Below are 18,601 nucleotides of genomic sequence, written 5' to 3' on the forward strand. Positions count from 1 at the left end.
TTTTGAAAATATTTTTAAATGTAAATATAAAAAATTGTATTTTCTAAATTAAAAATTTTGTCTTAATAAAAAAATGATTTGGACTAGTATTTTAAAACAGAATTTTTCTAATTCTTTGAATAAAATTTTTTCTTTCTTTTTTTTTAAGAATAAAATATTTTCCAAAACATTCTTTATAGAAAATTGGATAAAAGTTTTATCCATACAATCTATATAATTTTTTATTTTCTTCAATTTTTTATTATAAATCAAAATCACATCATTGTTTGATACTTTTTTATGAAAATGCGATGTAGAATAAATTTCCAATTTTATTAATATGATTATTAAATAATTTACAATATCTATATATGTATCTGTTATTTTTTCCTCTTTAATTTTTTGATATCCTTTTGATTGAATATTTTTTATACGGACTATTTTCATCAAAATTTGATCTATTATAGAATAATTATGAAAAAAAACCCATGAAATTCCATAATCTTTTAATTTTTCTAAAAAAAGTTTTCTACATTTATGAATAATCAAGTCATCAGTAGATGAAAAATTCATGTTATTTAATTTTATAACAAATTACTAAATAAATAGTTTTTTCAATGATAATTAATTGTGCAGGCACTTTATTACATTTAAAAGAACCAAAAATAATGGGTATTGTAAATTTAACTCCTGACTCTTTTTATGATGGAGGGAAATTTTGTTCTGAATATAGTATATTACAACATATAGAAACTTTATTAAATGAAGGTTCTGATTTTATAGATATTGGAGGTTGTTCCACACGACCAGGATCAAAATTGATAACGGAAAAAGAAGAAATAAAAAGAGTCATAAAACCTATTCGTACCATCATAAAAAATTTTAAAAATATTAGAATATCTATAGATACTTTTCGAAGCGAAGTAGCTAGAATAGCAGTGGAAGAAGGGGCTGTAATGATAAATGATATATCAGGAGGAAAATTGGATAAAAATATGTTTCCTTTGTTAGGAAAACTTAAAATTCCATATATACTAAATCATATGAAAGGAATCCCTGAAAATATGCAGAAAAATCCATACTATCATGAAAATATAATAACAGAAATAAATAATTTTTTTTCTGAAAAAATTTACTATTTAAAACAACATAGAATTCATGACATTATTTTAGATCCTGGATTTGGTTTTGGAAAAACACTAGAACAAAATTTTCAATTGTTAAAACACTTATTTTTATTAGGGTTTCAAGATTATCCAATTTTAGTTGGCGTTTCTAGAAAATCTATGATCAAATTTATTTTAAAAACTTCTTATAAAGAATCACTAAATGCAACTTCTATTATTCATACTATAGCACTTTTAAATGGATCTAAATTTTTACGTGTGCATGATGTAAAAGAAGCTGTAGAATGCATTAAATTAATACAATATTATAGAAAAATTTTATAATTCACTAATACTTGTATTATTTTTGTGTTTGTTGTTAGGTTTTTTTTTCATTATTTCATTTATTGAAAATTTCTTTTGTTGATATTTTAGATATTTTTTTAGTAACCATTATTCTATTTCAAGTATATAGATTGGTTTACAAAACTGCTGCTTTAAATATTTTTTACGGTATCATTGCTACTTTTATTTTCTGGAAAGTAGTAGAAATTTATAAAATGAAACTTCTTAGCATAGTTATAAGTGCTTTTTTTAAAGGAGGTTTTTTAGCTTTAATCATTGTATTTCAACCAGAAATTAGAAAATTTCTACTTATAGTCGGAAGTAAAATTTTTTTTAAAAAATTTATATTTTCTATCTTTAAAAAATCAGGAGTATCAATTAAAACTGAAACAATAGATAGCATTGTAAATGCTTGTGCTATTTTTTCAGGAGACAAAACAGGTGTTCTAATTGTTATTCAATTACATCAAGATTTAAAAGAATTCATCCAAAATGGAGACGAAATGGATGCGAAAGTGAATATTTCTATCTTAGAAAGCATTTTCTACAAAAATAGTCCATTACATGATGGAGCTGTAGTTATTATAGAAAATAAAATCATAAAAACAAGAGCCATTCTTCCTGTTTCCTACAATAAAGAAATTCCATCTCGTTTAGGATTAAGACATAGAGCTGCCATTGGTTTATCTGAAAAGACGGATGCTATATGCCTTGTAATATCCGAAGAAACAGGTTATATTTCTTACATAAAAGATCAAAAAAGAACTGTCATCACTAATATTAATAATTTAAAAATGAAACTTGAAGAAGATTTACTTTAATTATTTATTAAAATATATTAATATGATTTTTTATGAATATTCAAAATTTATATCAATTATATTCTATTTCTTCTGGTATAGAAATAAACAGTAAAAAAGTGAAAAAAGGATCTATTTTTATAGCTTTAAAAGGAAAAAATTTTGATGGAAATCAATTTGCAGATGAAGCCATTTCAAATGGAGCGATCCTAGCTATAGTAGATAACAAAAGATCTGTTTTTTCCAAAAAAAAAATTATTTCTGTGAAAAATACATTATATTTTCTACATGAACTAGCAATGTATCATAGATATGAATTACATCACATTCCTATTATAGTTATCACTGGAAGTAATGGAAAAACAACGACAAAAGAACTTACTGTAGCTATTCTTTCTAAGAAATATAAAAAAGTTCATTACACAAAAAATAATTTTAATAATCATATAGGAATTCCATTAACTATACTTTCCATGCCTATGGATACACAAATATCTGTAATGGAAATTGGGGCAAATCATGAAAAAGAAATAGAAAAAATGTGTTCTATTATTAATCCAGATTATGGATATATAACCAATTTTGGAAAAGCTCATTTAGAAGGATTTAAAAGTATAGAAGGAATCATACGAAGCAAATTAGAGTTATATGATTTTTTAAAAAAAAATAAAAAAGTAGTATTTATTAATGGAGATGATCCTATTCAATTGTCTAATAGTACGGAAATGAATCGATATATATTTTCAGGAATAAAAAAAAAAAATTCGGATATCAATGTTCAATATTTATGGAAAAAAAATAGTATAAAATCTTCTTTATCCATTCAAAATATAGAAATTGTTTCTTCTTTAATAGGAGATTACAATTTATATAATATCGCTTCTGCTATCTCTATTGGAACATATTTCAAAATTTCTTTAAAAAAAATAAAAGAAGCAGTAGAAGAATATGTTCCTAATAATTATCGTTCTCAAATTTTGACGAAAAATAATGTCAAAATTATTATAGATTGTTATAACGCAAATCCGACTAGCATGATAGAAGCTCTTACCTTTTTTAACAAAATACAAGGAAAAAAAATCGTGATATTAGGAGATATGTTAGAATTAGGATTATTTTCTCATAATGAACATGAAAAAATTATTTATTTTATAAAAAAAAGCAGCATTCACATTGCTTTTCTAATTGGAAATATTTTTTTTAATACCCAAGAAACTTCATATAAAATAAAAAAATTTATGGAAAAAGAATTTTTTGTTGAATGGATTAAAAAATACTCTATTCAAAAAACGGATTATATTCTGATTAAAGGATCTAGAAGGATTGCATTAGAAAGCATTATTGATTTAATTTAAATTCTTTTTCTTTCTTTGTTTATTGAATCTTAAAGATTAAATTTGTATGTGATGATTTCATAAAATTCTTATTAATGAAAGAAATTACCACAAAAACCTATATCAAGTGGTTCAAAGACATGTCTTTTTGGAGAAAATTTGAGGACAAATGTCGTTCCCTATACTTAAAACAAAAAATTAGAGGATTTTTGCATTTGTATAATGGACAAGAAGCGGTTCCTGCTGGATTAACCCATGCAATGGATTTGTCTAAAGACAAAATTATAACCGCTTACAGATGCCATATTTTTCCTATTTCTATGGGAGTAGATCCAAAAAAAGTAATGGCAGAACTTTTAGGAAAAAAAACAGGGACTTCTCATGGAATGGGGGGGTCTATGCATATTTTTAGCAGAAAATATCGTTTTTATGGGGGACATGGAATTGTAGGGGGACAAATTCCATTAGGGGCTGGAATTGCTTTTGCTGATAAGTATTTTAATAGAGATGCGGTTACTTTAACTATTATGGGAGATGGCGCTGTAAGGCAAGGATCTTTGCATGAAACATTTAATATGTCTATGATATGGAAACTTCCTGTTGTCTTTATATGTGAGAATAATAAATATGCTATGGGAACTTCTGTAAAAAGAAGCAGTTCTATAAAAGAAATTTATAAAATAGGAAAGGCATATGGTATGCCTTCTTATCCTGTGGATGGAATGGATCCAGAAAAAATAGCAAAAGCGGCTTATTCTGCTATAGAAAGAGCTAGAAAAGGAGAAGGGTCAACTTTTTTAGATATGAAAACATATAGATATAGAGGACATTCTATGTCTGATTCTGAGTTATATCGTAATAAAGAGGAAGTGAATTTGTATAAAAAAAAAGATCCTATTTTAAAATTAAGAAATACGATCATACAGAATAAATGGGAAACTATAGAAAATTTAAATACAATAGAAAATGAAGTAAAAAAAAAGGTAGAATCCTGTGTTGAATTTGCAGAAAAATCAGGTTTACCTTCTTTAGAAGAAATGTATAATGTTGTTTATCATGAAAAAAATTATCCTTTTCTAGATAAAGTTTTACCTTCATAAAATAAAATAAAAATAATGGCAGAAATAATATCCATGCCTCAGTTAAGTGATACCATGAAAGAGGGGACTGTAATCAAATGGAATAAAAAAATAGGAGATAAAGTTTCAGAAGGTGATATTTTAGCTGAAATAGAAACCGATAAAGCTACTCAAGATTTTGAAACAGATGTTAATGGTGTCTTACTTTTTATTGGAGTCCCGGAAGGGGAAACTGCACGTGTCAATGACGTATTAGCTATTATAGGAAATGAAGGGGAAAATATCAGTCATATTATCTCGGAAATACAATCTAAAACTAAAAAACAAGAACAAAAAAATCAAGAAGTAAAAAAGAAAAACGAAAAAATCTTTATTTCTCCTATAGCAAAAAAAATGGCTAAAAAAATAGGAATTCCTATAGAGGGGATCAAGGGGAGTGGAGATAATGGAAGAATCATTAAAAGAGATATAGAATTTTACAAAAAAACCAATTTAAATCTAATAAAGGAAAGGAAAAATGAAAAAACCGTTAAAATTATTCATTCTTCTATAAGAAAAAAAATAGCGGAACATTTAACTTATTCCAAGTTCTCTGCTCCACATTATTATTTATTTAGTGAAATTAATGTGGATAAATTAATTGAATTTAGAAAAAATTTAAATAATAAACTTTCTTCAGAAGAAAAAATATCATTTAATGATATTATTATAAAAGCAGTGGCTCAATCTTTGAAAAAACATCCTGATATGAATGTATCATGGGACGATGAAAAAGTCATAATGCATTCCAGAATTCATATTGGAGTAGCTGTATCTATTAAAGACGGATTGATAGTTCCTGTTATTAAAAATGCAGATCAAAAATCATTATTAGAAATTTCCAAAGAAATGAAAGATAAAGCTTCACGTTCAAAATCAAAAAAAATACAACCAGAAGAAATAGAAAATAGTACTTTCACAGTTTCAAATTTAGGAATGTATGGAATCGAATCTTTTACTTCTATTATTAACACTCCTAATACATCCATATTATCTGTAGGATCTATTACGATACGTCCAATCGTTAAAAATTATAAAATTGAAATAGGAAATGTCATGAAAATTACATTATCTTGTGATCATAGAATTATAGACGGAGCTAAAGGAAGTGAATATATTTATTCCCTTAGAAATTTTTTAGAAGATCCTATTACCATTTTATTTTAATTTATTTATTTTTTTTATCCATGATAAAAAAATGGGAAATATAAATATTGAAAAAGTTAATAAAGAAAATATTTTTTCTGAAAAAAAAAATAAAAATAAATCAGGAACATATTTTTTTGAAAAAAAAATAAGCTTGATTCCGAGAATAATGATTACAAGAAAAGCAGAATGTTTTAATTCTGGAATTTTATCCATTAATTGAACAAAAAATTGTGCAATCAATCTCATGGAAAGAATTCCTATACATACACCTAAAAAAATTAATATCAAGTTTTCTGATAAAGCAACAGAAGCAAAAATATTATCAATGGAAAAAGCTAAATCCATTATTTCTATAATGAAAATGATTTTCCAAAAAGAGTCTTGTTTTTTTTCATTTTTTAAATGAAAAGAATTTTTTTTCATAAAAAAATGTTTCAATCCTACAACAATCAAGTATATTCCTCCTAATGGTTTTAACCACCATATTTTTATTAATATGGAAGCAAATAATAGACACAAACCTCTAAAAAAATAAGCACCAATAATTCCATATTTTATAGCTCTTTTTCTATCTTTTTTTTTAAGATTTAGAATTATAGAAGCTAATATAGCTGCATTATCTATAGATAAAATACTTTCTATTAAAAACAAGTTTCCTATAATAGAAAGAGATAAAAGAGGATGATGAATGATTTCTGCAATGCTTTTCTCTATATTCATTTTTTTTTAAAAGCTTTGTTGCAGAGATATGAACTTACTATAAGTTCCTTTTTTTGAAATTAAAGTATCGTGTTTTCCTTGTTCTATAATTTTTCCTTTTTCTAACACAATAATATGATCTGCATTTTGTATAATGGAAGAAGATAATTTATGTACTATTACAAGAGTTGTTCTATTTTTCATTATTTTATTTAAAGCTTTTTGAACCAAAATTTCTGATTCGGTATCTAAGGAAGAAGTTGCTTCATCTAAAATCATAATTGGAGGATCTTTAAATACAGCTCGAGCTATATTTATTCTTTGTTTCTGACCTAAAGATAATTTATTTCCGTTATACCCTATAATTGTATCATATCCTTTTGGAAGGTTTTCTATAAAACAATGTGCATTAGCAATTTTAGCCGCTTTTATGACAGAATTTATAGATATTTTTTTTTCTACTCCTAATGTTATATTGTTAAAAACAGAATCATTAAAAAGAACCGGTTCTTGAGTAACAATTCCCAATAGCTTTCTATAATCTTGAATTTTTAAATATTTAATATTAGTTCCATCTACAGTAATCTTTCCAGATGTTACATCATAAAAATTAGCCAATAAATTGGCTATGGTAGATTTTCCACTACCAGATCTACCCACTAAAACTACAGTTTTTCCTTTTTTTAAAGAAAAATTTAAATTTTGAATCAATATAAATTTGTTGTAAGTAAATGATACATCCCGAAATAAAATTTCATTTTCAAAATGAAAAATAGATTTATATCTCATTGTTTCATTTGAAACACATTTTGTATTTAATATTTCTACAATACGTTCTGCAGCTGCTCTTCCTTTTTGAATATTGGAGATAGAATTAACTAAACTTTTCGCTGGATTAATAATTTGAAAAAATAGTCCTATAAAAGAAAAAAGTATTTCTGGTTTCATTTCTTTGTTTTCCAAAAACAGTTTTCCTCCGTACCAAATAATTAAAATCATGGTAATAGAACCGAAAAATTCGCTCATAGGAGAAGCTAATTCTTTTTTTCTATTAACACGAGCAGAAAGGATTTTTTGATATTCAGATATTCGTTCAAAATTTTTTTGCATTTGATTTTCAGCATTGAAAATATTTATAATCTTAGTAGAATTTAAAGTTTCTTCTATAACAGAAAATAATTTTCCTAATTGATTTTGAGCTCCTTTTGCATCTTTTTTTAAACTATTTCCTATAATAGATAAAAAAATACCCATTAAAGGAAGTAATAGAAAAGCAAATAAAGTCAACTGATAACTCATTAAAAATAAAGTCAATAAATGAAAGAAAACCATAATGGGAGAACTAATCAAATTAGCCAAAGAACTCACAATAGAGACCTCGATTTCATTCACATCATTAGATAATCTAGACATTAAATCTCCATTTCTTGTATTTGAAAAGAAAACTATAGGTAATGAAAGTATTTTTTTGTGAAAATCGTTTCGAATATTTCGAACTATAGAAGTTTTTATTCCTATTAAAAAATATTCTGCTAAATATCGAAAAATGTTTCGAATTAAAAAAATGAAAATAATAAATATGCAAAATATAGCTAAAGTATTGATTTTTCCATACTTATATGATAATATTTTGATATAATCATGAAAATATTTGAAAATAAAATTAAAAGATACATTAAAAGAATTAAAAAATGTTGTTTTATTTTTATCTTGAGAAGATTCAAATAAAATACTTAATACAGGTGAAATAGATATTATGGATATAACTGAAAATAAAGAATATAAAAAATTACATGATATGTTAATGATATAATGATATTTATATGGCTTTGAATAAGCTAAAATTTTTTCAAGTGCATTCATCTAATTTTCTTAATCCCAATCTAATACAATAAAGATAGTTATAAAAATTTTTTAATCTGTTAAGAAAAGAATAATTTCACATATAAATTTTTATGTTATTTTATGCAAATCGATAGGAAAATAAAATGCGTGTAAGAAACTTTTTTATAATTTTTATAACCATAATACTAACTACAATTTGTTTATATTACATATCATATGATATATATAAAAATAAGAAAAAGACTTTAAATCTAGGATTGGATTTGAAAGGAGGAATTAGTATGATTTTAGATATTTCTGAAAAAGATTTATTAAAAAAATTTACTGAAAACTCAAAAAATTTTATTTTTTTAAAAGCATTAGAAAATGCAGATAAGAAAAAAAAAGAAGATCCAAATGTAGATTATTTATCCTTTTTCATCCATTCCTTTAATCAAGAAACCAAAAATCAAAAATTAAATCTCAGTTTATCTTCTCCAATTTTATTTGGAAACCAATCGAATATTGAAAATATTGATTCTAATAGTTCTGATTCTGAAATAGAAAGGTTTTTAAGAAAAAAAATAGAATCATCTATAATTTCTATTCAAAATATTTTAAGATCCAGAATAGATAGATTTGGAATCATACAACCCAATATTCAACGAATAAAAAATTCTAATCGAATTTTAATAGAATTGTCTGGTATAAAAAATATAGATAGAATCAAAAACATTTTAGAAAAAAAAGCGGAATTACATTTTTTGGAAACTTATAGTTTTCAAGAAATTATTTCATATTTTAATGCAATAAATAAGTTATATGAAAAGAAACATTATGAAATAAAAAAATCTTTTATAGATTTGTTGAATATTCCTCTTATTCAGTCTTCAAATTCAGTCGGATTAGTTCATATCAAATATAAAAAAATCATTTCCGATTTTTTAAATTCTTCAGAAGCTATAAATTTTTTACCGTATCATTTACATAATGTAAAATTTTTGTGGGGTACAAAAAATTTAGATAATTTTTTTCAATTATTCGCTATAAAAATAAATGATGAAGGAATATCTTCTTCTTTGAATGGAGATATGGTAACCCATGCTTACAAATCTTTTGGTCCTTTAAATGAAATGTCTATAAATATAAAAATGAATCAAGAAGGAACTAAAAAATGGAAAATATTTACAGAAAAAAATATGGGAAAAAGTATTGCAATCGTACTTGATAATTTGGTTTATACAGTTCCTGTAGTACAATCAGTCATCCCAAATGGGATATCTCAAATATATGGACATTTTTCAGTACAAGAATCTAATGATTTAATTAATGTATTAAATACAGGAAAATTGCCTACCTCTGTAAGAATTATTCAAACTAACATAATAGGTCCTTATTTAGGAAATAAATCTATTCAAAGAGGAATTCTATCTTTTTTTATAGCTTTATTTTTTATATTTATTTGGATGTTCTTTTATTATTCAATTCCGGGATTATATGCTGATGTCGTCTTATTTTTTAATATAATATTCATTTTTGGTATTCTCATTTCTATGAATACAGTACTGACTTTTCCTGGTATTGCAGGAATTATACTAACATTAGCAATGTCCATGGATGCGAATATTCTTATTTATGAACAAATAAAAGAAAATATCAAAAATAAAGTGAACAGATTAACAACATCTATTAATAATAGTTACACATTACAAGGTGCTTTATCTTCTATTATAGATGGACAAATCACGACTTTATTATGTGGAATCATTTTATTTTATTTCGGAATAGGACCAATACGAGGATTTGCTACAACCTTAATTATTGGAATTATGGTATCTATGTTTACCTCTATTTGTTTAGGAAGATTATTTTTGGAATGGCATTTAAAGAAATATAAAAAAATTTCTTTTCGAAGGAAAATATTCATTTTTGTTTTGGATAATATTCAAAATGTAAAATATGATTTTTTATCCAAAAGAAAATGGAGTTATATCATTTCTTGTATTCTTATAATTGCTAGTATACTTTCTTTTTTCTTAAAAGGATTCAATATGGGATTAGACTTTGTTGGAGGTCGTTCTTATGTCATTCTTTTTGATCGTAAAATAATTCCTGAAAAAATTTCTGAAATTTTATCAAAAACATTTATAGAAAATGGAAAACCTTCCTTTCCTAGGATACAAACATTCGGAGATGAAAATCAACTCAAAATTGTCACAAAATATAAAATATGGGAAGAAAATAACCAAATAGACGAAATAATTTTAAAAAAAATGTTTTTTGCTTTAAAAACTTATTTTCCTATAAAATTCGAGGACTTTAAAAATATAAAAAAAAATAAATCATTAGGTATTTTATCTATGGAAAAAGTAGGACCTATAGTAGCTAAAGATATGATTCATAAAGCTTTTATTTCTATTATAGTTTCTTTAATAGGTATTTTTACATACATTTTTATAAGATTCAAAAAATGGCAATTTGGATTAGGTGCAATAATCTCTTTAATTCATGATTCAATTATCGTACTTGGAATATTTTCTTTTTTTCACGGAAAATTTCCTGTTTTAGAAATAGACCAAACTTTTATAGCTGCTTTATTAACAATTATAGGTTATTCTATTAATGATACCGTAATAGTTTATGATAAAATTCGAAAAATTTCAAAAAAAACATCGTTTCTAATGAAAGAAACCATTAATCAAGGAATTTGCGATTCTCTTACTAGAACTATCAATACTTCTTTGATCACTTTATTAGTAATTTCTATTATTTTTTTATTTGGAGGAAAAATTCTTCATAGTTTCATGTTAGCTTTATTTATTGGAATCAGTGTTGGAACTTATTCCTCCATATTTATAGCCCCATCCATAATATATGATTGTTTTAAACAAAATATAAAAAAATGAAAAATTTTTTATTTATTAGTATAGAAGAAAGTTTTTTTATCATTTTTATAGCCATATTAGTTTTCGGTCCTAAAAAAATCCCAGAAATAGCTCGTGGATTAGGAGAAGGAATCCGATACTTAAAAAATGCAAAAACAAAAATTAAAAATGAAATTATTCAACATAATATTGATCAATCTTTTCTAAAAAAGAAAAAAATTTTTGATCATGAAAAAAAAGGAAAAAAAGACATACCTCCTTATTCTATCAAACGAAATAATTAATTTTTTCTATAATCTTTGATGTTAGATTTTTCAACTAACACATCTCCTATTTTTTCTAAAATATTTTTTCTTAAGTTAGCATTTAAAGATTCTATTTCGGAAGAAAAATAAGAAAGCTTTTTATATGTATTAAAACGTTTTAATGGTCTTATAAAAAAAATACCCCTTTCTCCTAATATTGGTTTAGAAGTTTCATATAATTTTGAGGAAAAAGCATATCCTACTACTTTAGGTTCTTCGTAATTATCTACCATAGACTGATAAAAATTGATTTTATAAGATTTATTGATTTTTTTTCTGAAAAAATACGCTATTTTTTCTAAATTCATGTGTTTATTTTTTATTACATTCGATAAATAACGATTTATTTTTTTATTAATGAGGAAAGGAATAATATGATTTTTTATTTTTTCAATGGGATATCCTTTTTTTTGAATTTTAGATAAAAAAACCATGATATAATCTTTATTGAAAGTTTGAAAAATTTTTATATCTCCTTCTTTTCTATTTTTTTCATAAGACCAATTTATGATTTCTTTATCCAATTCGGTATTCAAATCGTGAATATTCCGTTGATGATTTTTTATTTCTCTTAAAAAGAGAGTTTCATATCTTTTTTTTCTTGCATTATTAATAAACGTATTCAGACTTGAGTTTTGATTTTCTTTCATAAATTGAACAATTTTTTGATAAAGGAGATCTTCCGTTTTTTTTGATGGAGTCAGGTTTTTGATTATTATAGAAAACTGATAAGCAGGTTTAATATCTTTTATATCGTCAATTCTAATAATATGGTATCCAAATTTAGTTTCAGTTAAACCTATTGTTCCTTTTTTATTTTTTAAAGAAAAAAAATCAAATGATTTTTTTCCCTTAAAGATTTCACTTTGTTCTTCATATTGAATCCATCCTAAATTTCCTTTATTTTTTTTTGTATTGATGACATCATCAGATTTTTCCATTACCAAAGAATTGAACTGTTTAGGATTCTTTACAAGAAGATCATATATCATTTTTGCTATTTTTTCAGCTTTCTTTTTAGTTCTATTATTGAAGAAACGGATAGACTCCTTATGAGAAATCAATATATGACTGCATAAAACGGAATTATATACCATTTTTTTTCCACTTAGTTTAGCCATAATGTATGTATTGTTCTCTTTAACAGGACCAAACATACTTCCAACTTGATTGTTGTTTTCTACAAAATGTTGCAAAACAATAGGAAGATTTTTTTTCAAATAAAAATTTGAATCAAAAGGTTTTTCAGATTGATTAGAAACGATTATAGAATTATGATTGGAAAATTTAAACTGATTAAATAATTTGTTTATTTTAAAATTCATATTTTTCTCATCATCCAATGATGGATGAGAACGGAAAAATACAAAACTCAGATTTCTTAAATTTTCTTTTTTATAAAGAAATTTATTTTTTTTAATAAAATCATAAATCTCATGACTTTTTATAATATTATATTCTTTTTTTATTTCTGAATAAGGAATAAATACATAATCAATTATAGAAAATGAATTTTTATCTCTATAATTTAATAGAGCTTCTATAAAAGAAGTATTTAATCCATACATCAACATTTCCACATATTTTTTGGAAAGAATTTTTTTTGGAATGCTCTTTTTTTCATAATCCCAAATATTTTTTTCTGCTTCTATTTGAGGAGTTAAATTTGAAGGAATTTTTTCTAAATTTTTTAAATATAATCTAAATTTATTGATATTCATTTTTCCTTTTTCATTTTGAAAATCAATAATTTTACTATATATTGATTGCTTTTCTATTGCTTTCCAAAAGTCTTCTTTTGTACTTTGTATTCCTAATTTTTTAGCTTGTTGATTCAATACTTTTTCATGAACTAATAATTTCCAAGCATCATTTTTCAAAAAATGATCAGGATCGTCTTCACGAAATCGTTTTAAAAATTGAAAATGGTCAAAATATTCTTTTAAAAAAATGTTTTCTTCATTTACTTTTCCAATAATAGTGGAATTTTCAGTAAAAAATTTTATCAAAATATTGGGATCTAATACAAAAAACAACAAAGATATGCTTATAAAAAATAAAACTAACCATGTATTTTTCCTTATTTTTTCTAAAAAACTCATTTTAAAAATTTCTTTTAAGAAAGATTTCTTCTATTTTATTTTTGGATACTTTTTTAATTTCAATATAAAAATTTTTATTGATGACAATTTTATCTCCATTTTTTGGAATATCTCCTGTATAAGTTACAATCAACCCGCCTAAAGTTTCATATTTATCAGATTTAGGAAGATTTAAGTTATATTTAGCATTAATAAAATCAATTTCTAAACGTGCAGAAAATAAAAATTCATGATCATTTAATTTATTATCCAGTAATAAATTTTCATCATGTTCATCCTTTATATCTCCAATAAATTCTTCTAAAATATCTTCTATAGTTATCATTCCTGCAGTTCCTCCATACTCATCTAAAACAATAGCAATACTTCTTTTTTTTTTAATTAAAAGATCCATAATTTCTTTAACGGGAGTTGTTACATAAACCAATTCTACTGATCTAATTATAGATTCAATATTTTTTGGTTTTTTCAATAATTCTAAATAATGAATATACCCTATAATGTTATCTATATTATTTTTATAAATTACTATTTTAGATAACCCACTTTCAGTAAAAATATTTCGAATACTATCTATAGAAGAAAACACTAAATTATAAGAAACTATTTCTTTTCTAGGAACCATACATTCTCGTGCTTTTTTTTCATAAAAATCCAGAGCTTTATGAAAAATTTCTATTTCAGATTCTACAATCTCTTTCTCTTTTACATTTCTTTCTATATTTTCTGACAAAAAACAAATCAAATCTTCTTTATCAAAAATTTTTTTTTTATCATTTTCTTCTTCTCCTAAAATTTTTAAAAAAACATTAGAAATACAAATAATAAAGTTTGTAATAGGAGAAAATATTTTATATATTACATATGCAGGGATGATCAATAAACTCAACAATTCATTTGAATACATACTAAATATTATTTTTGGAATAAATTCTCCAATAATCAAAATAATAGTAGCAGAAAAAACTGTTTCTAACAAAATCATCCATAAAGAATTGTCAAAAAATTCTTTTGGAAAAAGATACAAAAATAATTTTCCCATATAAATACCATATATCACTAAAGATATGGTATTGCCAATTAGCATTGTAGTGATGAATTTTTTAGAATTATTAATACTTTTTGCAAGAAGTTTTGAATGAAAAGATCCTTTTCTATTTTCTTTTTCTAATTCTATTTGAAATAAACTAGAAGAAATCAGAGCCATTTCCATTCCAGAAAAAAAAGCAGACAAAAGTATAGTGATAAAAACTATACTAATATGAAAAATTATATTATTTAATAGGAAAAGTCCCACTAATGTTTTTTAATCTAATTTTTTTTAAATCTTCAGAAGCTTCTATTCCATTCGTTGCATGCAGTATAATTTCATTTGAGTGAGATATGATTGTTGTATATTTTTTATTAAAAATTTTTTTTTTTCTCCTATCCCAAAATATTTCCTCAGTTTTCAAAAGATCTCCTTTATAATTCATAATTTTTATATTTCCTTTAATATGGTAAAATATTTTATAGATTGATTTTACCCAATCCGCACTAATATAAGTATATTGGTTCGTATTTTGATCATAAATAAATAAATTCAACCCATTCGGAAATAAAGTATAAAAAGCATATTCTTTAATAACGGGAGAATAAATGAAAAATTTTAAGAAACCTTTTTCTTTATAGAAAAGATTTGTTTTAAAAAATATGTTTTTAGGCACCTCTTTTCTATTTTTTTTTATTATAATAGGTTTTCTATTCACAACACAAGAAAATAGAACAAAACATGATAAAAAAATATAATAATGAAATTTATTACTGATTATTTTATTGTACTTTTGTTTTTATATTTTTTGGGTATCTTAGCTCAGTAGGTAGAGCAAAGGACTGAAAATCCTTGTGTCCCCGGTTCGATTCCGGGAGATACCACTTATCATCGCATACTTGTTACTTACTTCTTAGTTATTAGTATTCCTAATTCTCTTTTCACGGCTTCAGTAATATCCTCTCCTTTATTTACTAGAACTCCTTTTCCAGGACTGCAATCATCAACTCTCATAATATTTTTATCTTTATCTATTACTTTATGAATGGCTTTCTCTATTTTTGCGTATATAGGATTTAATAGTTTATTTTGCATTTTCGTTAAATCATCTGCCGCTGTTTTTTGATAGGCATGAGCTCTTGCCTGTAAAATTACTAGTTCTTTTTTAAGAATTGGATTTCTATTTTTTTGAAATTTTTCTACTTTTAGATGAAATTCTTTTGCTAATTTATCTAAAATATTTTCATGAATTTTACTAATTCTATTCAATTCTTTTTGAGCCGTAGAAAATTCTGGCATTTTTTCTATCAAAGCCATGCTATTAAGACAAACTATTTTATTATGATTATAACATTCCTTAGAATATAAAAAATGATCCCCGAATAAGAATAGAAATAATAGAAAATAAAAAATAGTATTTTTTTTCATATGTTTTTTTATGTTTTTATTCGTATTAAATTACAAATCTTTTCCTATTATAAAATGTGTTTTCCATTTTGATGTCCTTAACCCATGATGAACAATATCATGATCTATAGGATATCCAAAATCTATCCCTAAAAAACCGATTGGAGGAAAAAACAAACGAAATCCAAATCCAAAAGATTTATTTAGAATTAATGGATTAAATTTTTGATAAGAATCACTAATATTTCCTCCTTCCATAAAACAAGTTGTCCAAACTTTTAAAGTTGATAAATTCTTAATTAAATAACGAATCTCTAAAATAAGTTTATTATAAATTTTACCTCCATTGTTAAAAAGGAAATCTTTTGAAGAGTATCCTTTTAATGGAATATGATCAAGATCATAGAATTTTGATTCTAATAAATTACTATATCCTCCACCCATATAAAATTTTTGAAACGAAAATAATTCTTTTGAATCATTATATTGTCCTAAATAACCTAATTCTCCTCCTGTTTTCAATATCATATTATTCATAATTTTCCGATACCAAAAGAAAATAATTTTTAATTTAAAATATTCTATCCATTCCTTATGATTTTTAATCATTACGGAATATGGAAGAGTAAATACACTATTCAATTCCATATTTGATCCTTGAAATGGAAAAATCATGTCCGGCTTCGTTGAAAATCTTTGTAATGAAATTAAATAACTGAGGTTATTGATTTTCCGTTTTTGATCTAATTCAGAAGAATTTTCCTTTTTATAAATAAATGTTTCATAATCTATAGATGTTAAAATTTTAGAATACGGATCTAAAAAAACTAAAGACTTATTTAAATCAACAGAAATACCTATTTTTTTTAAAAATGACTTTTCTTCATGTGATATTTTAGTATCATTATGTAATACTTGATATAAGAAATCTAAATCCTCTTTGTTTTCTATTTTTTTTGTAGAATATTTGCTTTTCAAAGTAAGAGAAGTAGGATGGTTTTTTTCTATCCAAGGTTCTGTCAAAGAAAATCCATAAGATGTAAAATCTTTTCCTAATTGACTTTGAATAATTAATTTTTGTCCCTCTCCTTGAGGAATAGGATTCCTTAAATTACACTTAAGAATATTTCGAATAGAAAAATTTCCAAAATTTAACTTAAAATTTCCAATAATTTTTCTAAAATCTTTTCCTCCAAATCCTCCATGAAACTGAAATTCATTAGTATTTTTTTCTAAAACATGCCATTCTATGTCTATTAATCCATTTTTTTTGTTTGGTTTGATTTCATAATATATTTTTTCAAAAAGATTTAAATTCTCTAAATGTAATAAACTATATTTAATTTTATCAATAGAAAAAAGATCTCCCGGATATGTTTTTAATTCTCTTCTAATAACATGATCTTTAGTTATCGAATTCCCTAATATGACAACTTTGTTTATGTATACAGGTTGATTTTCTTTTATTTGAATTTCCAAATCTATTTTATTATCAAAAATTTTTTTTTCTATAAAAGTAATATCCACAAATAAATAGCCTAAATTTAAATAAGCATATAGAATACTATCAGGAAAAGAAGGATTTAAAATATTTCTTTTAATCCCAATTTGATTATAAACCTCCCCCCTTTTATAAAAAAAAATTTGATTTAATAAATCTGTTTTTAACTTTTTATTTCCTAATATATGAACGTTTTCTAAATAATACTTTTTTCCTTCTATGATTTTTATTTTTATTCCATAATTTCCGGATTTTTTTTTCCATACAGAATCCAAATAGACTTGAACATCAATAAAACCCATGGATTTATATTGATTCATAATATTTTTTAGATCGTTTCTTACATTTTCTTGAACAAAAAGAGGTTTTTTGATTATAGAAATCCATTCTTTTTGAGTTTTACTACTCATTATGTTAAGTAATTCTTTATCTTGAATGGTTTGATTTCCATCAAATAATATTTCTTCTATTTCAATTTTTTTTCCTTTATCTATATCTAAACAGAGTACGTTTTTATTGTTATGATTCTTGTTGATTTTACTTTTTATATCAATTTCATGATATCCTTTTTTTATATAATGATCTTGGATCTCATTCTTGACAGTCTGAATCAGATCACCAGAAATTTTATCTCCAATTTTTATTTTTTTTATAGTAGAAAATTGATTTTTTTGAATTCCTTTTACTTTTATTTCATGAATTTCTTCTAAATCTTCCAATTCAAAAAATAAATCAATTTCATTTTTATACAGATTTTTTTTATAAATGGATATTTTTCTAAAAAGATTACTCTTCCACAATTTTCTTATAGCATGATCCGTTTTGATTCCATAATTATCAACTGATTCTCCAGGAGAAATTCCTGATAATTCAGAAATAAAACGACTATCATATTTTGTTTTTCCTATAACATGTATTTTTTTTACAATAAAAAAAATATTTTTATCCTTTGTAATAGAAGAAATTTCATTGTTAACAGGAAATGAGTACACTTTTTGTAGTTGCATTATTATTATC

Annotated in this window: 15 protein-coding genes and 1 tRNA gene; 8 read left to right on the top strand and 8 right to left on the bottom strand. The window is 23.9% G+C overall.

From position 1 onward, the window contains the following. Positions 1-48: 48 nt before the first annotated feature. Positions 49-552 (bottom strand): DUF1599 domain-containing protein, encoded by a 504-nt coding sequence (locus BPAA_RS02645; protein ID WP_015430119.1) that lies wholly within the window; start codon positions 550-552, stop codon positions 49-51. Positions 553-596: 44 nt separating this feature from the next. Here BPAA_RS02645 and folP point away from each other — a divergent pair, with 44 nt between their 5' ends. The 5 genes from folP to BPAA_RS02670 all read left to right on the top strand — a co-directional run bounded on the left by folP (position 597) and on the right by BPAA_RS02670 (position 5,849). Then, the gene (gene folP / locus BPAA_RS02650) at positions 597-1,430 is read left to right on the top strand and encodes a dihydropteroate synthase (protein WP_015430120.1); all 834 of its coding nucleotides are present in this window, start codon (positions 597-599) and stop codon (positions 1,428-1,430) included. A 62-nt stretch (positions 1,431-1,492) separates the two neighbouring features. Continuing rightward, positions 1,493-2,251, top strand: coding sequence for a diadenylate cyclase (locus BPAA_RS02655; RefSeq protein WP_015430121.1), 759 nt, complete (start codon positions 1,493-1,495; stop codon positions 2,249-2,251). Positions 2,252-2,283: 32 nt separating this feature from the next. Then, entirely contained in the window at positions 2,284-3,585 is a 1,302-nt protein-coding gene (locus BPAA_RS02660) for a UDP-N-acetylmuramoyl-tripeptide--D-alanyl-D-alanine ligase (protein WP_015430122.1), read from the top strand. A gap of 74 nt (positions 3,586-3,659) precedes the next feature. After that, positions 3,660-4,664 carry a pyruvate dehydrogenase (acetyl-transferring) E1 component subunit alpha gene (gene pdhA, locus BPAA_RS02665; protein ID WP_015430123.1) on the top strand — a complete coding sequence of 335 codons (1,005 nt, stop codon included), beginning with the start codon at positions 3,660-3,662 and terminating at the stop codon, positions 4,662-4,664. Between the two features lie 15 nt (positions 4,665-4,679). Next, the gene (locus BPAA_RS02670; protein ID WP_015430124.1) at positions 4,680-5,849 is read left to right on the top strand and encodes a dihydrolipoamide acetyltransferase family protein; all 1,170 of its coding nucleotides are present in this window, start codon (positions 4,680-4,682) and stop codon (positions 5,847-5,849) included. On the opposite strand, the gene BPAA_RS02675 is transcribed toward BPAA_RS02670, so the two are convergent. Continuing rightward, complete coding sequence (locus BPAA_RS02675; RefSeq protein WP_015430125.1) at positions 5,841-6,551, bottom strand: DUF475 domain-containing protein; 711 nt, start codon at positions 6,549-6,551, stop codon at positions 5,841-5,843. The two genes, BPAA_RS02670 and BPAA_RS02675, sit on opposite strands and share 9 nt — an antisense overlap. Positions 6,552-6,557: 6 nt before the next feature. After that, entirely contained in the window at positions 6,558-8,393 is a 1,836-nt protein-coding gene (locus BPAA_RS02680; protein ID WP_015430126.1) for an ABC transporter ATP-binding protein, read from the bottom strand. A gap of 239 nt (positions 8,394-8,632) precedes the next feature. Here BPAA_RS02680 and secD point away from each other — a divergent pair, with 239 nt between their 5' ends. Together secD and BPAA_RS02690 are read left to right on the top strand one after the other, a co-directional pair. Next, the gene (secD, locus tag BPAA_RS02685; protein WP_231840106.1) at positions 8,633-11,260 is read left to right on the top strand and encodes a protein translocase subunit SecD; all 2,628 of its coding nucleotides are present in this window, start codon (positions 8,633-8,635) and stop codon (positions 11,258-11,260) included. Continuing rightward, a complete protein-coding gene (locus tag BPAA_RS02690) occupies positions 11,257-11,523 on the top strand; it encodes a Sec-independent protein translocase subunit TatA/TatB (protein WP_015430128.1) in 267 nt (88 codons plus the stop codon). The genes secD and BPAA_RS02690 overlap by 4 nt, the downstream gene beginning before the upstream one ends. On the opposite strand, the gene BPAA_RS02695 is transcribed toward BPAA_RS02690, so the two are convergent. The 3 genes from BPAA_RS02695 to BPAA_RS02705 are packed head-to-tail and all read right to left on the bottom strand — an operon-like array spanning position 11,520 to position 15,394. Beyond that, complete coding sequence (locus tag BPAA_RS02695; protein ID WP_015430129.1) at positions 11,520-13,646, bottom strand: peptidylprolyl isomerase; 2,127 nt, start codon at positions 13,644-13,646, stop codon at positions 11,520-11,522. The two genes, BPAA_RS02690 and BPAA_RS02695, sit on opposite strands and share 4 nt — an antisense overlap. Before the next feature lies 1 nt (position 13,647). After that, on the bottom strand, positions 13,648-14,919 hold the full coding sequence (locus BPAA_RS02700) for a hemolysin family protein (RefSeq protein ID WP_041178724.1): 1,272 nt from the start codon (positions 14,917-14,919) through the stop codon (positions 13,648-13,650). A gap of 1 nt (position 14,920) precedes the next feature. Continuing rightward, complete coding sequence (locus BPAA_RS02705; protein ID WP_015430131.1) at positions 14,921-15,394, bottom strand: hypothetical protein; 474 nt, start codon at positions 15,392-15,394, stop codon at positions 14,921-14,923. A gap of 93 nt (positions 15,395-15,487) precedes the next feature. Between BPAA_RS02705 and BPAA_RS02710 the strand changes: the two genes are divergently transcribed. Then, positions 15,488-15,560 (top strand) — tRNA-Phe (locus tag BPAA_RS02710). Positions 15,561-15,582: 22 nt separating this feature from the next. Here the strand turns inward: BPAA_RS02710 and BPAA_RS02715 are convergent. Next, a complete protein-coding gene (locus tag BPAA_RS02715; RefSeq protein WP_023469964.1) occupies positions 15,583-16,104 on the bottom strand; it encodes an OmpH/Skp family outer membrane protein in 522 nt (173 codons plus the stop codon). Between the two features lie 30 nt (positions 16,105-16,134). Next, complete coding sequence (bamA, locus tag BPAA_RS02720) at positions 16,135-18,576, bottom strand: outer membrane protein assembly factor BamA (RefSeq protein ID WP_023469965.1); 2,442 nt, start codon at positions 18,574-18,576, stop codon at positions 16,135-16,137. Positions 18,577-18,601: the final 25 nt, after the last annotated feature.

The organism is Blattabacterium cuenoti BPAA (assembly GCF_000348805.1).
Classification (GTDB): Bacteria; Bacteroidota; Bacteroidia; order Flavobacteriales; family Blattabacteriaceae; genus Blattabacterium; species Blattabacterium cuenoti_B.